This is a genomic window from Streptomyces sp. NBC_00358 (genome assembly GCF_036099295.1).
Lineage (GTDB): Bacteria > Actinomycetota > Actinomycetes > Streptomycetales > Streptomycetaceae > Streptomyces.
In genome coordinates, this window is sequence record NZ_CP107976.1 from 4,340,532 (window position 1) to 4,363,043 (window position 22,512).

Annotated in this window: 22 protein-coding genes; 6 read left to right on the forward strand and 16 right to left on the reverse strand. The window is 71.8% G+C overall.

What is annotated here, in order from left to right; genetic code table 11:
- Positions 1-32: 32 nt before the first annotated feature.
- Positions 33-2,558 carry an ATP-dependent Clp protease ATP-binding subunit gene (locus OHT01_RS18265; RefSeq protein WP_328554205.1) on the reverse strand — a complete coding sequence of 842 codons (2,526 nt, stop codon included), beginning with the start codon at positions 2,556-2,558 and terminating at the stop codon, positions 33-35.
- A gap of 430 nt (positions 2,559-2,988) precedes the next feature.
- Between OHT01_RS18265 and OHT01_RS18270 the strand changes: the two genes are divergently transcribed.
- A complete protein-coding gene (locus tag OHT01_RS18270) occupies positions 2,989-3,621 on the forward strand; it encodes an SCO3374 family protein (RefSeq protein WP_328554206.1) in 633 nt (210 codons plus the stop codon).
- Here the strand turns inward: OHT01_RS18270 and OHT01_RS18275 are convergent.
- From OHT01_RS18275 to OHT01_RS18320, 10 genes are all read right to left on the reverse strand, one after another.
- Positions 3,600-3,935, reverse strand: a complete 336-nt coding sequence (locus tag OHT01_RS18275; RefSeq protein WP_328554207.1) for a histone-like nucleoid-structuring protein Lsr2 — start codon at positions 3,933-3,935, stop codon at positions 3,600-3,602. The genes OHT01_RS18270 and OHT01_RS18275 overlap by 22 nt on opposite strands.
- Positions 3,936-4,159: 224 nt before the next feature.
- On the reverse strand, positions 4,160-4,729 hold the full coding sequence (locus OHT01_RS18280; RefSeq protein WP_328554208.1) for an amino-acid N-acetyltransferase: 570 nt from the start codon (positions 4,727-4,729) through the stop codon (positions 4,160-4,162).
- 9 nt (positions 4,730-4,738) lie between these two features.
- Positions 4,739-5,155 carry a BlaI/MecI/CopY family transcriptional regulator gene (locus tag OHT01_RS18285; protein WP_405918469.1) on the reverse strand — a complete coding sequence of 139 codons (417 nt, stop codon included), beginning with the start codon at positions 5,153-5,155 and terminating at the stop codon, positions 4,739-4,741.
- A 194-nt stretch (positions 5,156-5,349) separates the two neighbouring features.
- Complete coding sequence (locus tag OHT01_RS18290) at positions 5,350-5,535, reverse strand: hypothetical protein (protein ID WP_328554209.1); 186 nt, start codon at positions 5,533-5,535, stop codon at positions 5,350-5,352.
- 13 nt (positions 5,536-5,548) lie between these two features.
- Positions 5,549-6,145 carry a hypothetical protein gene (locus tag OHT01_RS18295; protein ID WP_328558162.1) on the reverse strand — a complete coding sequence of 199 codons (597 nt, stop codon included), beginning with the start codon at positions 6,143-6,145 and terminating at the stop codon, positions 5,549-5,551.
- Positions 6,146-6,458: 313 nt separating this feature from the next.
- Entirely contained in the window at positions 6,459-7,256 is a 798-nt protein-coding gene (locus OHT01_RS18300; protein ID WP_328554210.1) for a type III pantothenate kinase, read from the reverse strand.
- Between the two features lie 8 nt (positions 7,257-7,264).
- On the reverse strand, positions 7,265-8,242 hold the full coding sequence (nadC, locus tag OHT01_RS18305) for a carboxylating nicotinate-nucleotide diphosphorylase (protein WP_328554211.1): 978 nt from the start codon (positions 8,240-8,242) through the stop codon (positions 7,265-7,267).
- Positions 8,243-8,247: 5 nt separating this feature from the next.
- Positions 8,248-10,017: an L-aspartate oxidase gene (locus tag OHT01_RS18310; RefSeq protein WP_328554212.1), complete on the reverse strand. Its 1,770-nt coding sequence runs from the start codon at positions 10,015-10,017 to the stop codon at positions 8,248-8,250.
- Positions 10,014-11,006, reverse strand: coding sequence for a pantoate--beta-alanine ligase (gene panC / locus OHT01_RS18315; protein ID WP_328554213.1), 993 nt, complete (start codon positions 11,004-11,006; stop codon positions 10,014-10,016). Before panC ends, OHT01_RS18310 begins: the two co-directional genes overlap by 4 nt.
- Positions 11,003-11,941, reverse strand: a complete 939-nt coding sequence (locus tag OHT01_RS18320; RefSeq protein WP_328554214.1) for a Rossmann-like and DUF2520 domain-containing protein — start codon at positions 11,939-11,941, stop codon at positions 11,003-11,005. The genes panC and OHT01_RS18320 overlap by 4 nt, the downstream gene beginning before the upstream one ends.
- A 219-nt stretch (positions 11,942-12,160) precedes the next feature.
- Between OHT01_RS18320 and OHT01_RS18325 the strand changes: the two genes are divergently transcribed.
- Positions 12,161-13,372: a threonine aldolase family protein gene (locus tag OHT01_RS18325; RefSeq protein ID WP_328554215.1), complete on the forward strand. Its 1,212-nt coding sequence runs from the start codon at positions 12,161-12,163 to the stop codon at positions 13,370-13,372.
- A gap of 138 nt (positions 13,373-13,510) precedes the next feature.
- Here the strand turns inward: OHT01_RS18325 and OHT01_RS18330 are convergent, their stop codons facing one another.
- The gene (locus OHT01_RS18330; protein ID WP_328554216.1) at positions 13,511-13,729 is read right to left on the reverse strand and encodes a hypothetical protein; all 219 of its coding nucleotides are present in this window, start codon (positions 13,727-13,729) and stop codon (positions 13,511-13,513) included.
- 158 nt (positions 13,730-13,887) lie between these two features.
- Here OHT01_RS18330 and OHT01_RS18335 point away from each other — a divergent pair, with 158 nt between their 5' ends.
- Positions 13,888-14,994: a DUF5937 family protein gene (locus tag OHT01_RS18335; RefSeq protein WP_328554217.1), complete on the forward strand. Its 1,107-nt coding sequence runs from the start codon at positions 13,888-13,890 to the stop codon at positions 14,992-14,994.
- 234 nt (positions 14,995-15,228) lie between these two features.
- Here the strand turns inward: OHT01_RS18335 and OHT01_RS18340 are convergent, their stop codons facing one another.
- The 3 genes from OHT01_RS18340 to OHT01_RS18350 all read right to left on the reverse strand — a co-directional run bounded on the left by OHT01_RS18340 (position 15,229) and on the right by OHT01_RS18350 (position 17,959).
- Positions 15,229-15,861 (reverse strand): AAA family ATPase, encoded by a 633-nt coding sequence (locus OHT01_RS18340; RefSeq protein WP_328554218.1) that lies wholly within the window; start codon positions 15,859-15,861, stop codon positions 15,229-15,231.
- 111 nt (positions 15,862-15,972) lie between these two features.
- On the reverse strand, positions 15,973-16,644 hold the full coding sequence (locus OHT01_RS18345; RefSeq protein ID WP_328554219.1) for a response regulator transcription factor: 672 nt from the start codon (positions 16,642-16,644) through the stop codon (positions 15,973-15,975).
- Between the two features lie 109 nt (positions 16,645-16,753).
- Positions 16,754-17,959, reverse strand: a complete 1,206-nt coding sequence (locus OHT01_RS18350) for a sensor histidine kinase (RefSeq protein WP_328554220.1) — start codon at positions 17,957-17,959, stop codon at positions 16,754-16,756.
- Positions 17,960-18,077: 118 nt separating this feature from the next.
- Between OHT01_RS18350 and OHT01_RS18355 the strand changes: the two genes are divergently transcribed.
- The gene (locus OHT01_RS18355) at positions 18,078-19,316 is read left to right on the forward strand and encodes an SAM-dependent methyltransferase (protein ID WP_328554221.1); all 1,239 of its coding nucleotides are present in this window, start codon (positions 18,078-18,080) and stop codon (positions 19,314-19,316) included.
- Here the strand turns inward: OHT01_RS18355 and OHT01_RS18360 are convergent.
- Positions 19,281-20,432 carry an NADH-quinone oxidoreductase subunit D gene (locus tag OHT01_RS18360; protein ID WP_328554222.1) on the reverse strand — a complete coding sequence of 384 codons (1,152 nt, stop codon included), beginning with the start codon at positions 20,430-20,432 and terminating at the stop codon, positions 19,281-19,283. The genes OHT01_RS18355 and OHT01_RS18360 overlap by 36 nt on opposite strands.
- Positions 20,433-20,463: 31 nt before the next feature.
- On the opposite strand from OHT01_RS18360, the gene OHT01_RS18365 reads away from it, so the two are divergent.
- Positions 20,464-20,967 (forward strand): PH domain-containing protein, encoded by a 504-nt coding sequence (locus OHT01_RS18365; RefSeq protein WP_328554223.1) that lies wholly within the window; start codon positions 20,464-20,466, stop codon positions 20,965-20,967.
- A 137-nt stretch (positions 20,968-21,104) separates the two neighbouring features.
- Entirely contained in the window at positions 21,105-22,424 is a 1,320-nt protein-coding gene (locus tag OHT01_RS18370; RefSeq protein WP_328558163.1) for a PH domain-containing protein, read from the forward strand.
- Positions 22,425-22,512: the final 88 nt, after the last annotated feature.

The following is a 22,512-nucleotide window of genomic DNA, read 5'->3' on the forward strand; positions in this document are numbered from 1 at the left end:
CGGGGCAGCCCCTTGTCAGGCGGACCCGGAGGTCACGCCTCCTTGCTCAGGTTGGGACCGGCGCCGCCGGCGGCCTGCTCGATCGGCGGGACGTCGGGGAGCGCCGACTTCTCCTCACCGCGGAAGGTGAAGGCCTTGGCCTCGCCCTCGCCATCGGTGTCGACGACCACGATGTGGCCGGGACGGAGCTCGCCGAAGAGGATCTTCTCCGAGAGGATGTCCTCGATCTCGCGCTGGATGGTCCGGCGCAGCGGCCGGGCGCCCAGCACGGGGTCGTAACCCTTCTTCGCGAGGAGGGACTTGGCGCTCGGGCTGAGCTCGATGCCCATGTCCCGGTCCTTCAGACGCTCGTCCACCTTCGCGACCATGAGGTCGACGATCTGGATGATGTCTTCCTCGGTCAGCTGGTGGAAGACCACCGTGTCGTCGACACGGTTCAGGAACTCGGGGCGGAAGTGCTGCTTCAGCTCCTCGTTGACCTTGGCCTTCATCCGGTCGTAGTTGGACTTGACGTCGCCCACGGCCGCGAAGCCGAGGTTGAAGCCCTTGGAGATGTCCCGGGTGCCGAGGTTGGTCGTCATGATGATGACCGTGTTCTTGAAGTCCACGACCCGGCCCTGGGAGTCGGTCAGGCGACCGTCCTCCAGGATCTGCAGCAGCGAGTTGAAGATGTCCGGGTGGGCCTTCTCGACCTCGTCGAAGAGGACGACGGAGAACGGCTTGCGGCGGACCTTCTCCGTGAGCTGGCCGCCCTCTTCGTAGCCCACGTAGCCGGGGGGCGAACCGAAGAGACGCGAGACCGTGTGCTTCTCGCTGAACTCCGACATGTCGAGGGAGATCAGCGCGTCCTCGTCACCGAAGAGGAACTCCGCGAGGGTCTTCGACAGCTCCGTCTTACCGACACCCGAGGGGCCGGCGAAGATGAAGGAACCACCGGGACGCTTCGGGTCCTTCAGACCCGCTCGCGTACGGCGGATCGCCTGCGAGAGCGCCTTGATGGCGTCCTTCTGGCCGATGACCCGCTTGTGGAGCTCGTCCTCCATGCGCAGCAGACGCGAGGACTCCTCCTCGGTCAGCTTGAAGACCGGGATGCCGGTGGCGGTGGCGAGGACCTCGGCGATGAGCTCGCCGTCGACCTCGGCCACGACGTCCATGTCGCCGGCCTTCCACTCCTTCTCGCGCTTGGCCTTCGCCGCCAGCAGCTGCTTCTCCTTGTCGCGGAGAGAGGCCGCCTTCTCGAAGTCCTGGGAGTCGATGGCCGACTCCTTGTCGCGGCGCACGCCCGCGATCTTCTCGTCGAACTCACGGAGGTCCGGCGGTGCGGTCATCCGGCGGATGCGCATCCGGGAGCCCGCCTCGTCGATCAGGTCGATCGCCTTGTCGGGGAGGAAGCGGTCCGAGATGTACCGGTCGGCGAGCGTCGCCGCCTGCACCAGGGCCTCGTCCGTGATGGACACACGGTGGTGGGCCTCGTACCGGTCGCGCAGACCCTTGAGGATCTCGATCGTGTGGGGGAGGGAAGGCTCCGCCACCTGGATCGGCTGGAAGCGGCGCTCAAGGGCCGCGTCCTTCTCAAGGTGCTTGCGGTACTCGTCCAGCGTGGTGGCACCGATGGTCTGGAGCTCACCGCGGGCCAGCATCGGCTTCAGGATGGAAGCGGCGTCGATGGCGCCCTCGGCGGCACCCGCGCCGACGAGCGTGTGCAGCTCGTCGATGAACAGGATGATGTCGCCGCGGGTGCGGATCTCCTTGAGGACCTTCTTCAGGCGCTCCTCGAAGTCACCGCGGTAGCGGGAGCCGGCGACCAGCGCGCCGAGGTCCAGGGTGTAGAGGTGCTTGTCCTTGAGGGTCTCGGGCACCTCGCCCTTGACGATGGCCTGGGCGAGGCCCTCGACGACGGCGGTCTTGCCGACGCCGGGCTCACCGATCAGCACCGGGTTGTTCTTCGTACGGCGGGACAGCACCTGCATGACCCGCTCGATCTCCTTCTCGCGCCCGATGACCGGGTCGAGCTTGGACTCACGAGCGGCCTGGGTGAGGTTCCGGCCGAACTGGTCGAGGACCAGGGACGTGGAGGGGGTGCCCTCGGCAGGACCACCGGCGGTGGCGGTCTCCTTGCCCTGGTAGCCGGAGAGCAGCTGGATCACCTGCTGCCGCACCCGGTTGAGGTCTGCGCCCAGCTTGACCAGGACCTGGGCGGCGACGCCCTCGCCCTCACGGATCAGGCCGAGCAGGATGTGCTCCGTGCCGATGTAGTTGTGGCCCAGCTGAAGGGCCTCGCGGAGCGAGAGCTCCAGGACCTTCTTGGCACGGGGGGTGAAGGGGATGTGGCCGGAGGGGGCCTGCTGGCCCTGCCCGATGATCTCCTCCACCTGCTGGCGGACCGCCTCGAGCGAAATCCCGAGGCTCTCCAGGGCCTTAGCGGCGACACCCTCACCCTCGTGGATCAGGCCCAGGAGGATGTGCTCGGTGCCGATGTAGTTGTGGTTGAGCATCCGGGCTTCTTCCTGAGCCAGGACGACAACCCGCCGCGCGCGGTCGGTGAACCTCTCGAACATCGTTAATCGCTCCTCAGAGCGGTCAGGCAGTAAGGGGACGCTCCCCTCCCTGTCCTTCCGCAGCTTAGTCCCGCAAGCGGGGACCGCTCATTCCAACTGCCGACACCGTCCTTGGCCTCCTGACCCCGAACGCCGACATCTGCTCCAACCTGATGGTGCGAGACGATGTTCCCGCAGGCCAGGCAGATACCCTCTCCCGCTGTACGCCGATGGCGAACGTGAGATGCCCGAGCCCTGCGTGTCGCCCCTCCCACTAGGGATGTCTTACCCGTGCGCACGGACACTCCATGCCGCGCGCACCGTTTCCCTCCGCTACGGGCGAACATCCATGCCCGGCGGAACGCTCCCGCACGCCCCTGTTTCCGGAACTCTGTGCGTTCACGTAAACGCCCAGCGTAACTCCGGGGCACTTCCGGCGGTTGCTCCTTGCATGGTTCCCACCGTCCCTCTCCCCCGTCGGCCGTTCGATCCGGGCGATCCGATCGATCCGGTGCACCAGTGGTACGAGAACGAACTGGAGTGGGCGGCAGTGCCCGGGTCGCCGGTACGGCTCGTCACGGGGCTGCGCTTCGACGTCCTGGAGGTGCCCGCGGAGGCGGGATTCGCGGCGCTCCGGCATCTGGGGCCCGCTTCTCCGGTGGCCCTGCACGGGGAGCGGATGCGGCTGCTGGTGGCCGCGGGGAGCGCGGAGGAGCTGCCGGGGCTGCTCGACTGGCTGGAGTGGGGCGCTCTCGCGCTGGACCTCACGGCGATCGGCGCGGGCGGAAGCATCGAAGCTCCCCCGCCGCCGGATCCCGGCGTCGCACCGGGCCTCGGGGCTCCGGTGCCGTCCGGTCCGGAAACACGGAGGGGCCCACGAGGGGCCGCCCACTGGCTGCAACCCCCGGAGCCCGGCCGCGAGGTGGAGCCGGCACTGCCGACGCTGTCGGCGCTGGGCGGCGGGGCCGCCGGCGGGGGCGTTGGGGGCGCCCCCGATCTCGTACGACTGGTGCAGACAATGGCCACGCAGTGCCACAGGGTGAGGCTGCGGCGGGCGTGCGCTCAGCCGTTGGCCGTCTCGTAGGCCTCGCGAATGGTCGCCGGAACGCGGCCGCGGTCATTGACCTCGTAACCGTTGTCCTTCGCCCAGGCGCGGATCTGCGCGGTGTCCTGGCTGCCACCGGAAGCGACGCGGGCCTTTCCGCGTCCGCCCGAAGCACGGCCTCCGGTACGACGGCCACTCTTCACGTAGGGCTCGAGAAGGCCACGGAGCTTGTCCGCATTGGCGGTCGTGAGATCGATCTCGTACGTCTTGCCGTCCAACGCGAACGTCACGGTCTCGTCCGCCTCGCCACCGTCGAGGTCGTCGACAAGAAGGACCTGAACCTTCTGTGCCACCGGATTTCCTTTCATCGATAACTTCAGGGCAAGGAGGGTCCGCGGCGTCCGCCGTTTCGCCGTCCCTTATATGCAGTACTGCAGTACGTCGGAAAGCAAACCGCTTTTGCTGGAAAAACACAAACCCCTGGCAGGGACTCACGAGCCACTGCCCGCCCGGAAACGTGCGCGTTTCGGACATAGGGAACGCGGGCAGCGCACTCCGCCGGAATAGCCGGCCGCGATCACAGATGCAGAAGCATCCGGCTGTTGCCCAAGGTGTTCGGTTTCACCCGTTCGAGACCGAGGAACTCTGCCACGCCCTCGTCATAGGAACGAAGGAGCTCGGCGTAGACATCGGTGTCGACCGGCGTCTCGCCGATCTCCACGAAGCCGTGCTTGGCGAAGAAGCCGACTTCGAAGGTGAGACAGAAAACGCGTCGAACGCCGAGCCAGCGCGCGGTCTGCAGCAACTTCTCAAGCAACTGATGACCTACACCGAGGCCCTTGACCGCGGGGTTCACCGCGAGAGTGCGGACTTCCGCGAGGTCTTCCCACATCACATGCAGGGCACCGCAGCCGACCACCTCGGCGTTGTCGTCGCGTTCCGCGACCCAGAACTCCTGGATGTCCTCGTAAAGGGTGACCGTGGCTTTGTCGAGCAGGATACGGCGGCGCACGTTCGCGTCAAGGAGTCGGCGTACGGCCGTGACATCGCTGGTCCTGGCCCGCCGGACGGTGATGGCTTTTGCGGTGACTTCGGGATGCTGTGCCGGAAGCTCTGCCGGAACCTCCGCGGGATGCTCTGCTGGCATGAGCGGACGCTATCGCCCGGGGGCGTCCCCGTCCGCGGCGGGGTTCTCCTCGGAGGGTTCGGGCGCCGGTGGCCTTTCGGCGGCTTCGGAACTCGGCGGTTCGGGCCCTTGCACCATGCGTACGGCATCCCGGAGCGCGACCCGCTGTTCCTCGCTCATCATCCCGAAGAAGGCGACGAGGGCGGCTGCCGGGTTGTCGCTCTGCGACCAGGCGTCGTTCATCAGCGCCGCCGAGTAGGCGGCCCGTGTGGAGACGGCCTCATATCGATAGGCCCGGCCTTCCGCCTCCCGACGCACCCAGCCCTTCTGATGGAGATTGTCCAAAACGGTCATCACCGTGGTGTACGCGATGGTCCGTTCCTGTTGAAGGTCTTCCAGGACTTCCCGAACGGTCACCGGGCGGTTCCACTTCCACACCCGCGTCATGACCGCGTCTTCGAGTTCTCCCAATGGGCGAGGCACAGTTCAGAACAATAGTGGGAGATGGCCAACAAAAAGGGCGTACGACTCGAAGAACGTATGAAACGTCCGAGTCGTACGCCGGTGACAGCGTGCTTCGGTGCGCGGCGGCCGTACGCCGAGGGGTGCCCGGCGGGGCCGCGCGGGGGGCCGCCCCGGGCTCAGGCCCCGGCGTCCTTGGGGGCCGAGGCCTGCTGGGCGGCCTCCACGCGCGCGAGGGCGGCGTCGACGACCCCGTCCTCCTTGGCCTTGTTGGCCCCGCCCTGACTCTTCACGATCGTCACGATGAGCCCGATGAAGAACACGGCCATCACTACCGGGGGCACGAGCGCGGAGACGTAGTCCATGCCCCCAGAGTAGCTAGCCCGCCGCGAGCTGCTGCGGGGGGTTCGCCGGAGGGGGTCCGCTCTTGCGCCTCGGCGGGAAGACCTCGCCCGGAGTGGGGATGGGCCGGTCCGGGCGCGGCGTCCCGGCCGGCGGCCGGGACTGCGGTTTCGGCTCGGGCTTCTTCTCCGGATCGTCGGCGGCGCGGCCGCCGGGCAGGGCCAGCAGCCGGGTGCGGGACGCGGGCACCGTGGCGGTCACGCGGCCCGCGAGGCGGGCTCGTACGTCCTGCTCGGCGAGGACCCGGCAGCGGTCCAGGAGCGCCGCGGCGGCCGGATTGCCGCGCAGCGCCCGGAGCGCGGCGAGGTCGTCGGGGTTCGGGCGGTAGCCGGCGCCGAGGACCTCCTCCAGCAGGGCGAGGTAGCCGGCGGCGGTGCCCGGCAGCGCGGCCCGGTAGCGGGCGAGATCGGCCAGCAGGAAGGCCCGGAGCCTGGCTCCCTCGTGGGCCGCGTCGTCGACGGACTCGGCGAGCCGGAGGCAGTCCTGGACGTCCTCGGCCGAGGCGGGACTGGGGTGCAGGGCGAGGGCGAGGGCACGACGGAGCACACGCAGCTCCTCCGCGCCGAACGCCATGCCGCCGTGGGATCCGTAGGGCGTGGGCATGGGGCGACGATACGCGCTAATCAGACAAAATCCGTATAACGGTAGAAATGTGGCGAGTCCTGTTCCCGCGGCTCACCGTCGCCGGGCGCCGTCATCAAGAGCACCGTCACCAAGAGCACCCTCGTCAGAGCGCTGTCACCGGGAGCGCTGGAACCCACGGAATTCCGTGACGGAATCCGCGAGCACCCCGGCCGCCGGACCCGCCGCGCCGGGAACGACGCCGAAGGGGCCCCGCTCTCGCGGGGCCCCTTCGGTACGGCTGCCCGCGTCACGCGGGCGGGGTTCACATGCGCGAGACGTTCCGCTCGTAGACCAGGCGCAGCCCGATCAGCGTCAGCCACGGCTCGTGCTCGTCGATCACCGATGACTCGCCGAGGACCATCGGGGCCAGCCCGCCGGTGGCGATGACGGTGACGTCCTCGGGATCGTCGGCGAGCTCGCGCGTCATCCGGTTCACGACACCGTCGACCTGGCCGGCGAACCCGTAGATGATGCCGGACTGCATCGCCTCGACGGTGTTCTTGCCGATCACCGCGCGCGGCCTGGCCACCTCGATCTTCCTCAGCTGCGCGCCCTTGACGCCGAGCGCCTCGACGGAGATCTCGATGCCGGGAGCGATCACACCGCCGACGTACTCGCCGCGCGCGCTGACCGCGTCGAACGTGGTCGCCGTACCGAAGTCGACGACGATCGCCGGACCCCCGTACAGCTCGACGGCCGCCACGGCGTTGATGATCCGGTCGGCGCCGACCTCCTTGGGATTGTCCGTGAGGATCGGCACGCCCGTCTTGACGCCGGGCTCGACGAGGACGGCGGGGACATCGCCGTAGTAGCGCCGCGTCACCTCGCGCAGCTCGTGCAGCACGGACGGCACGGTGGCGCAGATCGCGATGCCGTCGATTCCGTCGCCGAGCTCCTCGCCGAGCAGCGGGTGCATGCCCATGAGTCCCTGGAGGAGTACGGCGAGTTCGTCGGCGGTGCGGCGCGAGTCGGTGGAGATGCGCCAGTGCTCGACGATCTCCTCCCCGTCGAAGAGGCCGAGGACCGTATGGGTGTTGCCTACGTCGATGGTCAGCAGCATGGTCGCGGTTACTCCGCCGCTCGCAGGTCGAGACCGATGTCGAGGATCGGGGAGGAGTGCGTCAGCGCGCCGACGGCCAGGAAGTCGACGCCGGTCGACGCGTACGCGGCGGCGTCGGCGAGGGTGAGCCGGCCGGACGCCTCCAGGAGGGCCCGGCCCTCGACGACGGCCACCGCCTCCTGGCACTCCGCGGGCGTGAAGTTGTCCAGAAGGATGAGGTCGGCGCCCGCGCCCACGACGTCGCGCAGCTGGTGCAGGGTGTCGACCTCGACCTCGACCGGGACCTCCGGGAACATCTCCCGTACGGCCTTGAAGGCCTGTGCCACACCGCCGGCGGCGACCACGTGGTTGTCCTTGACCAGCGCGGCGTCCGAGAGCGACATGCGGTGGTTGACCCCGCCGCCGCAGCGCACCGCGAACTTCTCCAGGGAGCGCAGGCCCGGCGTCGTCTTGCGGGTGTCCCGCACCCGGGTCTTGGTGCCCTCCAGGGCGTCCGCCCACGCGCGCGTGGCGGTCGCGATACCGGAGAGGCGGCACAGCAGGTTGAGGGCGCTGCGTTCGGCCGTCAGCAGGTCGCGGGTGCGCGTGGTGACGGTCAGCAGCTTCTGGCCGGCCTCGACGCGGTCGCCGTCCTCGACGTGCCGCTCCACCTCGAACTCGTCGGTGCAGATCACGGAGATGACGGCCTCGGCGACCCGCAGACCCGCGACGACGCCCGCGTCCCGGGCGGTGAAGTCGCCGGTGGAGACGGCGTCCTCGGGGATGGTCGCGACCGTCGTCACGTCCACGCCGTTGTCGAGGTCCTCCTGGATCGCCACGTTCGCGATGTCCTCGATCTCCAGGGGGTCGAGACCGGCGTCGGCGAGGAGCTGGGCCAGAGCGGGATCGAGGCCGCACTCCATGTACGCCTCGTCCGTTTCGGCGCCGCAGCCGCAGCCGTCGCCGCAGCCGCCGCTCTGGGCGAGGGGAAGGTCGTGGGTGCTCACTTCGGTCACTGCTCCTGGGGACGGGACTGTGGCGCCGCGTGGGGCTGCCGGGATGTCGGGGGGAAGTCTGCGGTATCGGTGGTGTGAACGGCGAGCGTCCGGTCGGGATTCAGCCGTACGACGATGTGCCGGCGCCACTGGGCGTCGTCCCGGTCGGAGTGGTCCTCGCGCCAGTGGCAGCCCCGGGTCTCGTCGCGCAGGAGGGCGGCGGCGACCAGGACGCGGGCCACGCACAGCAGGTTGGTGGCCTCCCAGGTGTCGACGCCGGGCTCGGAGGTCTTGCCGTTCTCGTCGAGGGCGTCACGGGCGTCGGTGTGCAGCCGCTGGAGCTGGTCGGCCGCGGTCTCCAGGGACTGGGCGGAGCGCAGCACACCGGCGCCCGCGGTCATGATCCGCTGGATCGCGAAGCGGTTCTCGGGGGCGAGGAGCGGGTGCGCGGGCTTCTCGGGGTGCGGGACGGGTACCGGCACGCGCGCGTGCAGACCGTCCCCGGCGTGGCTCGCCACGATGTCGTCGGCGATGCGCTCGGCGTAGACCAGGCCCTCCAGCAGCGAGTTGGAGGCGAGCCGGTTGGCGCCGTGGACACCCGTGCAGGCGACCTCGCCGCACGCGTACAGGCCGGGGACCGTGGTGCGGCCCCGCGCGTCCGTCCGTACGCCTCCGGAGGCGTAGTGGGCGGCCGGGGCGACCGGGACGGGCTCGGTCACCGGGTCGATGCCGTTGGCGCGGCAGGCGGCCAGGATCGTCGGGAAGCGGTGCTCCCACATGTCGGCGCCGAAGTGCCGGGCGTCGAGGAACATGTGCTCGGCGTCCTGCTCCTGCATGCGGCGCGTGATGCCCTTGGCGACGATGTCCCGGGGCGCCAGTTCGGCCAGCTCGTGCTGGCCGACCATGAAGCGCACGCCGTCACCGTCGACCAGATGGGCGCCCTCGCCGCGTACCGCCTCGGAGACCAGCGGCTGCTGGCCCTCCGCGTCCGGTCCGAGGAACAGCACGGTCGGGTGGAACTGCACGAATTCGAGGTCGGAGACCTCGGCGCCCGCGCGCAGGGCGAGGGCCACGCCGTCGCCCGTGGAGACGGAGGGGTTGGTGGTCGCGGAGTAGACCTGTCCCATGCCGCCGGTGGCGAGGACCACGGCGGGGGCGTGGACGGCGCCGACCCCGTCGTGCTGGCCCTCTCCCATGACGTGCAGGGTGACGCCCGCGGTGCGGCCGTCGGCGTCCGTGAGGAGGTCGAGGACGAGCGCGTTCTCGACCGTGCGCAGACCGCGCGCCCGTACCGCCTCGACGAGGGCCCGGGAGATCTCGGCTCCGGTCGCGTCGCCGCCGGCGTGCGCGATGCGGCGGCGGTGGTGGCCGCCCTCTCGGGTGAGTTCGAGTCCGCCCTCGGAGGACTCGTCGAAGTGCGCGCCCGTCTCGATGAGCCGGCGGACGGCGTCGGGGCCCTCCGTGACGAGGATGCGCACGGCCTCCTCGTCGCACAGGCCGACGCCCGCGACCAGGGTGTCGTCGAGGTGCTGCTCTGGGGTGTCGCCGTCACCGAGCGCGGCGGCGACGCCGCCCTGCGCCCAGCGCGTGGAGCCGTCGTCCAGCCGTGCCTTGGTGACGACGACGGTCCGCAGTCCCGCGGCCTCGCAGCGCAGGGCCGCGGTGAGGCCGGCGACGCCGGATCCGACGATCACGACGTCCGCGGTGAGGGCCCAGCCGGGGGCGGGCGCGTGCAGGCGTATGCCGGTGCCAGTGGCGGTGTCTGAACCTGTGCCTTTGCCGGTCACGAGGCGGCTCCGAAGGTGAGGGGGATGTTGTCGATCAGCCGGGTCGTCCCGACCCGGGCGGCGACGGCGAGGACCGCCTCGCCGGTGAAGTCGTCCGGTACCTCCGTGAAATCGGAGGGGTCGACGAGGGCGAGATAGTCCAGGACCAGCGGCGGCTTCATGCGGGCCGCCTCGTCCAGGACCAGCCGGGCCGCCGAGCGGACCCCGCCCGGCCAGCCGGGGACGGCCTTGGCGACGGCGTGCGCGTCGGCTGCGGCCCGGGACTCGCCCAGGGCGCTGAGTGCCTCGGCACGCGCGCGCGTGGCGGGCACCTCCAGGGCCCTCGCGCGCAGCGCCTCCTGCGCGGCGTGCCGGTCGCGGCCCGCGAACAGGGCCTGCGAGAGGGCGAGCGCGGTGCGCCGCTCCGCTGCCGAGAGGTAGCGGTTGCGGCTGGAGAGGGCGAGCCCGTCCTCCTCGCGCACGGTGGGGACACCGGCGATCTCCACGCCGAAGTTCAGGTCGCGTGCCATGCGCCGGATCAGGGCCAGCTGCTGGGCGTCCTTCTGGCCGAACAGCGCCACGTCGGGCCGGGTGAGGTGCAGCAGTTTGGCGACGACGGTGAGCATGCCGTCGAAGTGCCCCGGCCGTACGGAGCCCTCCAGGCGCTCGCCCATCGGTCCCGCGGAGATCCGGACCTGGGGCTCGCCGCCGGGGTAGACCTCGTCGACGGCGGGGGCGAACACGACGTCCGCGCCCGCCTGTTCGGCGATCTTCAGGTCGGCGTCGAGGGTGCGCGGGTAGCGGTCGAGATCCTCGCCCCGACCGAACTGCAGGGGGTTCACGAAGACGGTGACGACCACCTCGCCCGCGTCTCCCGCGATCTCGCGGGCGGTGCGGATCAAGGTGGCATGGCCCTCGTGGAGGGCGCCCATGGTCATCACGACGGCCCGGCGGCCCGCGCGGGCACGCGCGTGCAGTTCGCCGGCGGTGCGCAGCAGGACAGTGGTCATCGGGCGTCTCCCTCGGTCCCCTGGGTCCCGTCCGACCCGTCGGCGAGTACCCCCAGGAGGTCCTCGGCGAGTTCCGGCTTGAGCAGTCCGTGGGCGAGCGCGCGGTCGGCGGTCGCGCGGGCCATCGCCAGATAGCCGGCGACGGTCCCCGGGGCGTGCCGGCGCAGCTCGGCGACGTGCGCGGCGACCGTGCCCGCGTCGCCTCGCGCGACGGGTCCGGTCAGGGCCGCGTCGCCCGATCTGAGGGCGTTGTCCAGGGCGGCCCCGAGCAGCGGGCCCAGCATCCGGTCGGGGGCCTCCACACCCGCGGTGCGCAGCAGCTCCATCGACTCGGCGACCAGGGTCACCAGGTGGTTGGCGCCGAGCGCGAGGGCCGCGTGGTAGAGCGGCCGGGACTCCTCGGCGATCCACTCGGGCTCGCCGCCCATCTCGATCACCAGGGCCTCCGCGGCGAGCCTCAGTGGCTCGGGCGCGGTGACCCCGAAGGAGCATCCGGCGAGCCGCTGGACGTCCACGGGGGTGCCGGTGAACGTCATCGCGGGATGCAGGGCGAGCGGCAGCGCGCCCGCCCTGAGCGCCGGGTCGAGCACCCGTGTGCCGTACCGCCCGGAGGTGTGGACCAGCAACTGGCCGGGCCGGACGGCGCCCGTCTCGGCGAGCCCCTCGACGAGCCCGGGGAGGGCGTCGTCGGGAACGGTCAGCAGCACCAGTTCGGCCCGCTCCAGGACCTGCGCCGGGGACATCAGCGGCACGTCGGGCAGTAGCTGCGCGGCACGCCTCCTGGAGGCGTCGGAGACGCCCGAGACGGCCACCGGGCGATGCCCGGCGAGCTGGAGCGCGGCGGCGAGCGCGGGTCCGACACGGCCGGCGCCGACGACGCCGACGGTCAGCCGCGCTGGGCGGTCCTTCGGCTCTGGCTGGGGAAATGTACTCACTCGACGGCGGCCTTCCGTTCCAGTCCGCTCGGGGTACCGGACGATTTCTCGTCATGTTAACGCGATTGGTTCCGGGGCAGCCCGGCCGTCCACAGCCTGTGGGTTTCCGCAGGCCGCGGGGGCGGGTCGCGCGTAGACCCCGTGGCCGGGATTTCCGCAGGTCACCGGGGTGCGGGAATCGGGGTGGCCTGCCGGGCGGGCTCGGGACATCATCCTGGGATGAGCGATACGGCGGCAGTGAGCGGTACGGAGCCCGCGGGGCGGGCGGGGAACGAGACGGCGGCGCTGTCTCCCGAGGAGCGGTTCGAGCGGCGCGTGGCCGCCTGGAAGAGCGCCGGGCGGGTGCTGTGGCGGCCCGGTTACCAGCAGACGCTCGGTGAGCGCCTGGCCTGGCTGAGCGAGGCCGCCGGTGAGGTGTGCGACCTCGACGGGCGGGTCGACATGTACGGCGACGGCCTCGTCGAGACCCTGGAGGAGCGGGTCGCCGAACTGCTCGGCACGGAGGCGGCGGTCTTCTTCCCGACCGGGACGATGGCCCAGCAGATCGTCCTGCGCTGCTGGGCGGGCCGGACCGGCGACGCGACCGTGGCGCTGCACGCCCTCAGTCACCCCGAAGTCCACGAACGGCAGGCGTTCAGCCAGGTCAGCGGCTTGCGCCCGGTCCGTCTGACGAACGAGCCCCGGATGCCGACCGCCGAGGAGGTACGGGACTTCCCCGAGCCCTTCGGAGCGCTGCTGCTGGAGCTTCCCCTCAGGGACGCCGGTTTCGTCCTGCCCACCTGGGAGGAGCTCACCGAGGTCGTGGAGGCCGCCCGCGAGCGCGACGCGGTGGTCCACTTCGACGGGGCCCGGCTGTGGGAGTGCACCCCGCATTTCGGACGCCCCCTGAAGGAGATCGCGGGCCTCGCGGACAGTGTGTACGTCTCGTTCTACAAGTCGCTGGGCGGTTTCGGGGGTGCCGCGGTCGGGGGGCCGAAGACGCTCGTGGACGAGGCGAAGACCTGGCGGCACCGGTACGGCGGCATGATCATCCAGCAGTTCCCGACCGTCCTGTCCGCGCTGATCGGCCTGGAGCGGGAGCTGCCCCGGCTGCCGGACTACGTCGCCCACGCGCGCGTGGTGGCCGGTGCGCTGCGCGAGGGCTTCACGGAGGCCGGGGTCCCGTGGGTCCGTGTCCACCCCGAGGAGCCGCACACCCACCAGTTCCAGGTCTGGCTCCCGTACGAACCGGACGTGCTCGGTGACGTGGCGCTGAGGCATACCGAGGAGACGGGGACGGGCCTCTTCGCCCAGGGCTGGAACCGGGGTGGCCCCGGACTCGCGTACACCGAGGTGACCGTGGCGGGGCCGGGTCTGGAGTGGACGGCGGCCGACGTGAAGGCGGCGGTGCGGACGTTCGTGGAGCGGCTGCCGGACCGGGGCTCCGAGTAGCAGGGGATCACGCGCCCGCCCGGCCGGCGTGGGCGCGGTCCCGTCGGGCCGGGTACCGGTCTCAGGCGGCCGCCTGGGGCCGGGTACGGGCCGGACACCGGTCTCAGCCGGCCGCCTGGGGCAGGCCGGACTCCGGTCTCAGCCGGCCGCGTGCCGGTGCTGTCCGTGCAGCCACCGGCTCAGGGCGCCGCGTATCCGGCCGTGCGCCGGGTGCCCGGCCACGACGGCCCGGAACTGCCGGTAGTCGCGCAGTTCCCGCGCGGTCTCCCAGTCGTGGCTGCCGGGTGCCGGGGGTGCCGCCTCCCCGTGCTGCGAGGCCCGGTAGGTGTCCAGGAGGTACTGCTGGGTGATGCTCATGACCGATCGCCTCTCGGGACGAGGGATGGGACCGAAGGACCGCAGGAAATGACCCGGATATCCCAGGTTGCGCCTGATCTCCAGGGCTGTCGCGTCGATTGACGGCCGCCGTCAATCGACGGCGGCCCGTTGTCGGTGGCGGGGTGCACCATGGGCGTATGAGCGTGCGCATCGACATCAGCGGGCTGCGGCCGGAGCGGATCGCCGTCGTGCCGTCGCCGCTGGCCGAGCTGGGGATGGCGCTGCACGCGCTGGCGGAGCCGGGACACCACCCCGGGCTCCAGGGCTGGGTGACGGGGGTGACGGCAGGGCTCGACCCGCATCTCGCGGACCGGATGTGCGAGGCGGACTTCCTGTGGCGCACGACGTTCTCGGACCTCTTCCTGCCGTGCGCGGGCGTCCCGGGCGGGCCCTCGCTGCCCGGCGCGACGCTCGCCGAGGACCTTGACCTGCTGGACAAGCTCACGGACGAGCAGTTCGTGGACGCGGCGCTGGAGTTCACCTGCGCGCTGGCCTACGGCACGGAGGGGCCGCACGCCCTGTCCGACCCCGAGGTGCAGCGGCGCGCCGTGGACCTGGCAGCCTCCCGGGGGCCCCAGCAGACGCGGTTCACCGAGCGGCTGCTGGTGGACCCGCCCGGCGTGCGGGCCTGGCTGCGGCAGTTCCTGGAGGACTGCGACGAGGCCTTCTTCGCCGAGACCTGGTCCCGGCTGCGCCACCCGCTCGCCGCGGAGGCCCGCCACAAGACGGATCTGCTCCGGCACAAGGGCCTGGCCGAGGCGCTGGGCTCGGTCTCCTCCGCCCTGTCCCTGGACGAGGCGGCACGGATCATCACGGTGGACAAGCTCACCGAGGGGAGCACGGTCACGGCCGGCGGCGGTCTGCTCCTCGTCCCCACCAGCCTCGGCCGCCCGCACCTGATGGTGCTCCACCGGTACCGGTGGCAGCCGGTGCTGCACTACCCCGTCAGCTCCCCCGAGCTCGCCACCCCGCCCTCCGTGGAACAGCTCACCCTGCGGATGAGCGCCCTGTCCCACCCGGTCCGGATGCGCATCTGCCGCCATCTGGCGCGCAGCGCGTACACCACCGGTGAACTGGCGCAGGTGCACGGCATGACCGCGCCGGAGATATCCCGGCACCTGGGCGTGCTCAAGAAGGCGGGCCTGATCACCACGCGGCGCCGCGGCCGGTACGTGCTGCACCAGCTCGACGTCGGTGTGGTGGCCCGGCTGGGCAGCGACTTCCTGGAGGGGCTCCTGCGCTGAGGCCACGGGGAGAGCATCCGGCCCGCACGGCCGACCCGGCCGAAGCGGTGCCGCGCCTCAGGCCCCGGCCGAAGCGGTGCCTCGCTTCGGGCCCCGGTGGAAGCGGTGCCTCGCCTCAGACCGGTCCAAGCTGTGCCGTGCCTCGGGCCCCGGTGGAAGCGGTGCCTGACCTCAGGCCCGTCGAAGCTGTACCGCGCCTCGGGCCCGTCAAAGCGGAATGGGGGTACGGCCGGTTCAGTCGAGGCGGATGTGGCGCACGCTCGTCCGCGCCCGTCGCAGGCGTCCGCGCAGGACACCGTCCCGGTTCGGCGTGAGCGTCAGACCGGCGAGGACGGCGATGCGGTCGGCGGTCCTGGCGACCGTCGTCTGGTCGGTCCACAGATGCTCGGCGAACTCCGGCTCGCGCAGCCGCTCCAGGCAGTGGTCGAGCTGCCGTACGGCCCAGCTCTCACGCCTCAACGGGGCGTCCTTCCCGGCGACATGCCGCAGAAGCCGCCCGGAGCCGCGCTCGCGCAGTCGGCGCAGTACGGTCTCGCGCTCGGCCAGCAGTGTGAAGTGCCGTACGTCGTGGCCCAGTTCACCCAGCCGTCCGACCGTCTCCGCGAAGTACCGCGGGTCCGTGACCGTCATCGGGGCGATGACCACACCGTCCCGCTTGCCGAGCGCGTGGTCGAGCACCTCGACCACGCCCTGCCGCCAGGACACCAAGTCCTGGAAGTCTCCGCGGAGTTCGGGCGGGAGCATGCGGCGCAGGCCGAAGCCGGCGTGTTCCGGATCGCAGATGACGCTGCCGGGCAGCCGGCGCTGGATCTCGTGTGCGGTCTGTGTCTTGCCGCCCCCGAAGGGGCCGTTGATCCACAGGAGCATGCGCAGACCCTAGTGGGCGCCGGTCACATCCCGGTCACGCCCCCGCCCCGCCGTCGGCCCGTGCGGCCGGCCGCGGGGTCGGCCGCGGGGTCGACCGCGCGCCGGTGGGCGTCAGCCCAGGCCGCCCGCCCGGACGATTCCCGTCTCGTAGGCGAGCACGACCACCTGGACCCGGTCGCGCAGCCCCAGCTTGGTGAGAATCCGTCCGACGTGGGTCTTCACGGTGGCCTCCGAGAGGACGAGGCGGGCCGCGATCTCCCCGTTGGACAGGCCCTGCGCGACGAGGATCATGACCTCGCGCTCACGCTCGGTGAGCCGCTCCAGGCCCTTGTGCTGCGGCTCCTTGCCGGCGTTCGGCAGCAGCGGCGCGAACCGGTCGAGCAGACGCCGGGTGGTGGACGGCGCGACCACGGCGTCACCGCTGTGCACGGATCGGATGGCGGCGAGCAGTTCACCCGGGGGCACGTCCTTGAGCATGAAGCCGGACGCGCCCGCCTTCAGCCCGGAGAAGGCGTACTCGTCGAGGTCGAAGGTGGTGAGGATCAGCACCTTCGGCGGGTTCGGGTCCGAGCAGATGCGGCGGGTGGTCTCCACACCGTCCAGCTTCGGCATGCGCACGTCCATCAGGACCACGTCCACCTCGGTGGCGCGCAGCACCTCCAGGGCCTCGACGCCGTCGCCCGCCTCGGCCACGACCTCCATGTCCGGCTGGGCGGCGAGCACCATCCGGAAGCCGGTGCGCAGCAGCACCTGGTCGTCGACGAGCATCACGCGGATCGCCATCGGGGGCCTTTCACTTCGTAAGGATCATTTTTCGAGGTCGGGTGGGTGCCGGTGCCTGTGCACAGGGCCCGTGCACGGGCGCGTGCGCACCGGTTCCTGTGTACAGGTGTCAGTGGGCCGCTTTGAGCGGCAGCAGGGCGCTGATGCGGAAGCCTCCACCCGGCCGCGGCCCCGCGTCCAGGGTGCCGCCGACCATGCCGACGCGCTCCCGCATGCCGATCAGGCCGTGGCCCTGCCCGTCGGCGCCGCCCTCCTCGTACAGCTCGTGGGGCGCGCCCTTGCCGTCGTCCTCGACGAGCAGGCCGAGGCCGTCGTCGAAGTAGACCAGCCGGACGCTCGCACCCGTGTTCGGGCCTCCGTGCTTGCGGGTGTTGGTGAGCGCCTCCTGGACGATGCGGTACGCCGTGAGCTCGACGCCGCTGGGCAGCGGGCGCGCGGTGCCCTCCACCTTGAAGTCGACCGGCAGGCCGGAGGTGCGGCACTGCTCGATGAGGTCGTCGAGCTGCTCGACGTCGGGCTGCGGCACGTACTCGCCGACCTCCTGGTGCTCACCGGTGCGCAGGACGCCGAGCAGCCGGCGCATCTCGGCGAGGGCCTGCCGGCCGGTCCCCGAGATGGTCTCCAGCGCCTTCCTGGCCTGGTCCGGGGCGGTGTCCATGACGTACGCGGCGCCGTCGGCCTGGACCACCATCACGGAGACGTTGTGCGCGACGACGTCGTGCAGCTCGCGCGCGATCCGGGCGCGCTCGGCGGCGACCGCCACCTTGGCCTGCGCCTCGCGCTCCTTCTCCAGGCGGGCGGCGCGCTCCTCCAGTTGCGCCAGATAGGCGCGGCGGGTGCGGATCGAGTCGCCGAGGACCCAGGCGAGCGCGAACGGGACGGTCTGGAATATCGCTATGAGGACGCCGCCGAGACCGCCCGTCTCGTGCGTGGGCCAGCGCATCTGCGAGAGCGTGCCCGCGCACAGCCCGCCGACCAGCGCGAACCGGGAGGCCCAGCGGGCGCCGTCCGCCGCGACCGTGTAGATGATCACCAGCATCGCGAAGTCCTCGGGCGCCGACGGGACGTCCAGGACGAGCTGTGCGAGGCCTGCCGCCACGGCCAGGATCAGCATCTTCTCGGGCATACGGCGGCGCAGCGCGACGACCAGGCTCATGATGACGGCGATCGGGAGCGCCGCGGCGACCGACCCTCGCTGGTCCGCGGCGCCGTTGACATTGCTGATGCTCACGCCGGAGATCCCGAGCAGGGCGACGGCCCAGAAGCTGTCGACCCATGTCGGGTGCCTGCGGAGAAAGTCATAGAGGCGCTGCACGTAACCCAGAGTAGGGAAGCGTGCAGTGTGCAGGGGTCAACCCGAGGACCGATCCGGGAGGGCCCCTCGTACTCCCCAAGGTGGAGGCCTCCCGCTCCGGGACGCTTAGCCTGGCCCGGTGGAACGTGCGGCGGCGGGCGAGTGGCGTGGGTGGCGCGAGGCGACGGAGGAGGCGCTGTACGGCCCTTCGGGCTTCTACCGCAGGCCCGAGGGACCGGCCGGGCACTTCCGGACCTCGGTGCACGCCTCCCCGCTGTTCGCGGGCGCCGTGGCACGGCTGCTGTGCCGGGTCGACGCGGCGCTCGGCCGTCCGGACGCGCTGGCGTTCGTCGACATGGCGGCCGGCCGCGGCGAGCTGGTGACCGGCGTCCTCGCCGCCCTCCCCGCCGATGTGGCCCGTCGCACGCGCGGGTACGCGGTCGAGCGCGCGGAGCGCCCCACCGGCCTCGATGACCGGATCGTCTGGCTCGGCGAGCCCCCGCGGGGGATCACCGGGCTGCTGTTCGCCAACGAGTGGCTGGACAACGTTCCCGTGGACGTCGCCGAGGTCGACGCGGACGGCGTGCCGCGTCTGGTCCTCGTCCGAGGCGACGGAACCGAACGCCTCGGGGAGCCCGTCGCCGGAGCGGAGGCGGAGTGGCTGCGGAGCTGGTGGTGGCCGCCGGCCGGCCCCGGTCCGGACCGGGCACCCCCACCGGCCGCGGCAGCCTCCCGCACGTCCGCTCCGGGCGCGACGCCGGACCGCACACCCCCACCGGGCGCGACGCCGGACCACGCGCCCGCACCGGGTACGACGCCGGTGCGCACACCCCCGCACGGGGCACCGCGGCGACATGAAGCACCGCACCTCCAGGGAGCGCGCGCGGCTCCCGAGGAGCCCTCCCCGCCCGCCGAGGGCGCCCGTGCCGAGATCGGGCTTCCCCGGGACCTCGCCTGGGCCTCAGCGGTGTCCGCGCTCGACCGGGGTCTCGCCGTCGCCGTCGACTACGCGCACTTCGCGGGCGGACGGCCGCCCTTCGGAACGCTCACCGGATTCCGGGAGGGCCGCGAGACGCCGCCGGTGCCGGACGGGTCGTGCGACATCACCGCGCACGTGGCGCTCGACGCGTGCACGCTGCCCGGGGGACGCGTGGTGACCCAGCGAGCGGCACTGCGCGCGCTGGGCGTGAGCGGCGCGCGTCCCCCGCTCGCCCTGGCGTCGACCGACCCGGCGGCCTATGTGCGCGCCCTCGCCGGCGCGGGCGCGGCGGCGGAGCTCACCGCGCCCGGCGGGCTGGGCGGCTTCGGCTGGCTGCTCCAGTCCGTCGGCATCCCGGAGGCGCTACTTGTCGATGTCCCCGACGACGAAGAACAGTGACCCGAGGATCGCCACCATGTCCGCGACCAGCGTCCCCGGCAGCAGTTCGGCGAGCGCCTGGATGTTGTTGAAGGACGCGGAGCGCAGCTTCAGCCGGTACGGGGTCTTCTCGCCCTTGCTGACGAGGTAGTAGCCGTTGATCCCGAGGGGGTTCTCGGTCCACGCGTACGTGTGCCCCTCGGGCGCCTTCAGGACCTTCGGCAGGCGCTGGTTGATCGGGCCGGGCGGCAGCTCGGCGAGCCGGTCGAGGCAGGCGTCCGCGAGGTCCAGGGAGACGTGCGTCTGCTCCAGGAGGCATTCGAAGCGGGCCAGACAGTCGCCCTCCTGGCGCGTGACGACCCTCAGGGTGTCCTGGAGCTCGCCGTACGCGAGGTAGGGCTCGTCGCGGCGCAGGTCGAAGTCGACGCCGGAGGCGCGCGCGATGGGCCCGCTCACCCCGTACGCGTGCACGGCCTCCGGTGCGAGGACGCCCACCCCGCGGGTACGCCCACGGAAGATCTCGTTGCCGAGCACCAGTTCGTCGTAGACGCCCATACGGGAGCGCAGCGCGGCGACGCAGGCACGCGCGCGTGTGGCCCATCCGGCCGGCAGGTCCTCCTTGAGGCCCCCGACGCGGTTGAACATGTAGTGCATGCGCCCGCCGGAGATCTCCTCCATGACGTGCTGGAGTTCCTCGCGCTCCGTGAAAGCGTAGAAGATCGGGGTGATCCCGCCCAGCTCCAGGGGATAGGAGCCGAGGAACATCAGGTGGTTGAGGACACGGTTGAGCTCCGCGAGGAGCGTGCGCGTCCACACCGCGCGCGGGGGGACCTCCATGCCGAGCATCCGCTCCACGGCCAGGACGACACCCAGCTCGTTCGAGAACGCGGACAGCCAGTCGTGGCGGTTGGCGAGCATGATGATCTGGCGGTAGTCGCGCGCTTCGAAGAGCTTCTCCGCGCCGCGGTGCATGTAGCCGATCACCGGCTCCGCGTGCTGGATGCGCTCACCGTCGAGCACGAGCCGCAGTCGCAGCACGCCATGGGTCGAGGGGTGCTGGGGGCCGATGTTGAGCACCATGTCGGTGCTCTCGGCAGCGCCGCCGATGCCGACCATGGTCTCCGTCGTAGGAGTCATGGGCACAGTCTCTCGTACGTACGCTTGCGCCATGGATACGGGGAGCGCGCCGACCGACGAGAGCGTGATGCCGGAGCCGGTCTGGACCGGACTGCCTCCAGGGCTGCTGCGGATGCGACGACTGTTGCTGGTGGTGTGGCTGGGCCTTCTGACGATCGCGGTCGGACTGCCACTCGCCCTGTTCGCCGGTCCGGGCTGGGCGGCCTTCGCCCTGCTGCCGCTCTCCATGATCGCCTGGGGCTGGCGCATGCTCGGCCGCAACTGGCGCTCCTGGCGGTACGCCGAACGCGCGGACGACCTGCTCATCAGCCGCGGGGTGCTGTGGCGTGAGGAGACCGTGGTGCCGTACGGACGCATGCAACTGGTCGAGGTGACCTCCGGGCCCCTCGAACGGCACTTCGGGCTCGCCGGCGTGCAGCTTCACACGGCCGCCGCGGCGACCGACGCGCGCATCCCGGGTCTCGACCCGGCCGAGGCCGAGCGGCTGCGGGACCGGCTGACCGAACTGGGCGAAGCACGATCGGCGGGACTGTGAGCACGGATTCCCCGGCCTCCCCGGACTCCTCGGGGCACACCGCCGCCGCGCCCGGCGGTGCCTCCGGCACGACGGGCCTGCCGGGGCTCCCGGAGCTGCCGGAGCTGCCGGAGCTGCCGGGCGACGACACGAAGGGCGTGCCGGGCGACGACGACTCCGTACGGGGTGAAAAGCCTCTGGCCGAACGGCGGTTGCACCCCGTGACCCCGTTCCGGCGCGCCTGGGCGCCGGTCGCCGTGCTCGCCGGCTGGGCCGTCCACGACCCCAACCAGGCGCAGGAGCAGCTCACCCGGCTCACCACGACCGCGCTGCTCCTCGGACTCGCCGTGATCGTCCCGGGCGCCGCCCTCTACGGCTTCCTCAGCTGGTGGTTCACCCATTTCGCGGTGACCGAGACCGAACTGCGCATCCGCACCGGCCTGTTGTTCCGCCGCACCGCGCACATCCGGCTCGAACGGCTCCAGGCCGTCGACATCACCCAGCCGCTGCTGGCCCGCGTCGCGGGCGTCGCCAAGCTCAAGCTCGATGTCGTCGGGACGGACAAGAAGGACGAGTTGGCCTACCTGGGTGAGGGCGAGGCCCGGCGGCTGCGCGCCGAACTCCTGGCCCGCGCCGCCGGGTTCGCGCCCGAGTCCGCCGGCGAGGTCGGCGAGGCGCCGGTCCGGCTGCTGCTGCACGTCCCGCCCGGAGTCCTCGCCGCCTCCCTCGCGCTCACCGGCGCCACGTGGGGCTCGCTGGCCGCCGCGCTCCTCGTCCCCACGCTGCTGTGGCTCGCCACGCACAGCGTGTGGACGGTCCTCGCGACCGCGCTTCCGCTGCTCGGCGCGGCGGGCGCGAGCAGCGTGGGACGGTTCGTCGCCGAGTACGACTGGACGGTGGGCGAGTCGCCCGACGGACTCCGTATCGACCACGGGCTGCTCGACCGTACGCACGAGACGGTCCCGCCCGGACGCGTACAGACCGTACGGATCGTCGAACCCCTGTTGTGGCGCGGCAGATGGGTACGCGTCGAGCTGGACGTGGCCGGGTCGTCGAACTCGGTCCTCGTGCCCGTCGCCCCGCGCGAGGTCGCCGAGGCGGTGATCGCCGCGGTGCTGCCCGGGGTGACCGTCCCCGCGTCCCTGGGACGGCCCCCGCGACGGGCCCGCTGGTGCGTGCCGTTCTGGTGGCGCGGATACGGACTCGCCGTCACCGACACCGTCTTCGCCGCGCGCCACGGGCTGTTGCGGCGCAGGCTCTCCCTGGTCCCGCACGCGAAGGCGCAGAGCGTACGGCTGACCCAGGGGCCCTGGGAGCGCTTCAAGGGGCTCGCCGACATCCACCTCGACACCGGCGCCGGGAAGACCGTGACGGCCCGGCTGCGGGACGCCGGGGAGGCGACGGAGCTTCTCCAGGCACAGGCGGACCGGTCCCGCACAGGGCGCAGGGAAGCCCGCCCCGACCGGTGGATGGCCTGAGGACGAACACCGGCGTGAAGCCGCGCGGGGTGTGCCCCTGAGACCGGGACGGAGTGAGGGCAGTGGCGTGGCGCCACTGCCCTCACTG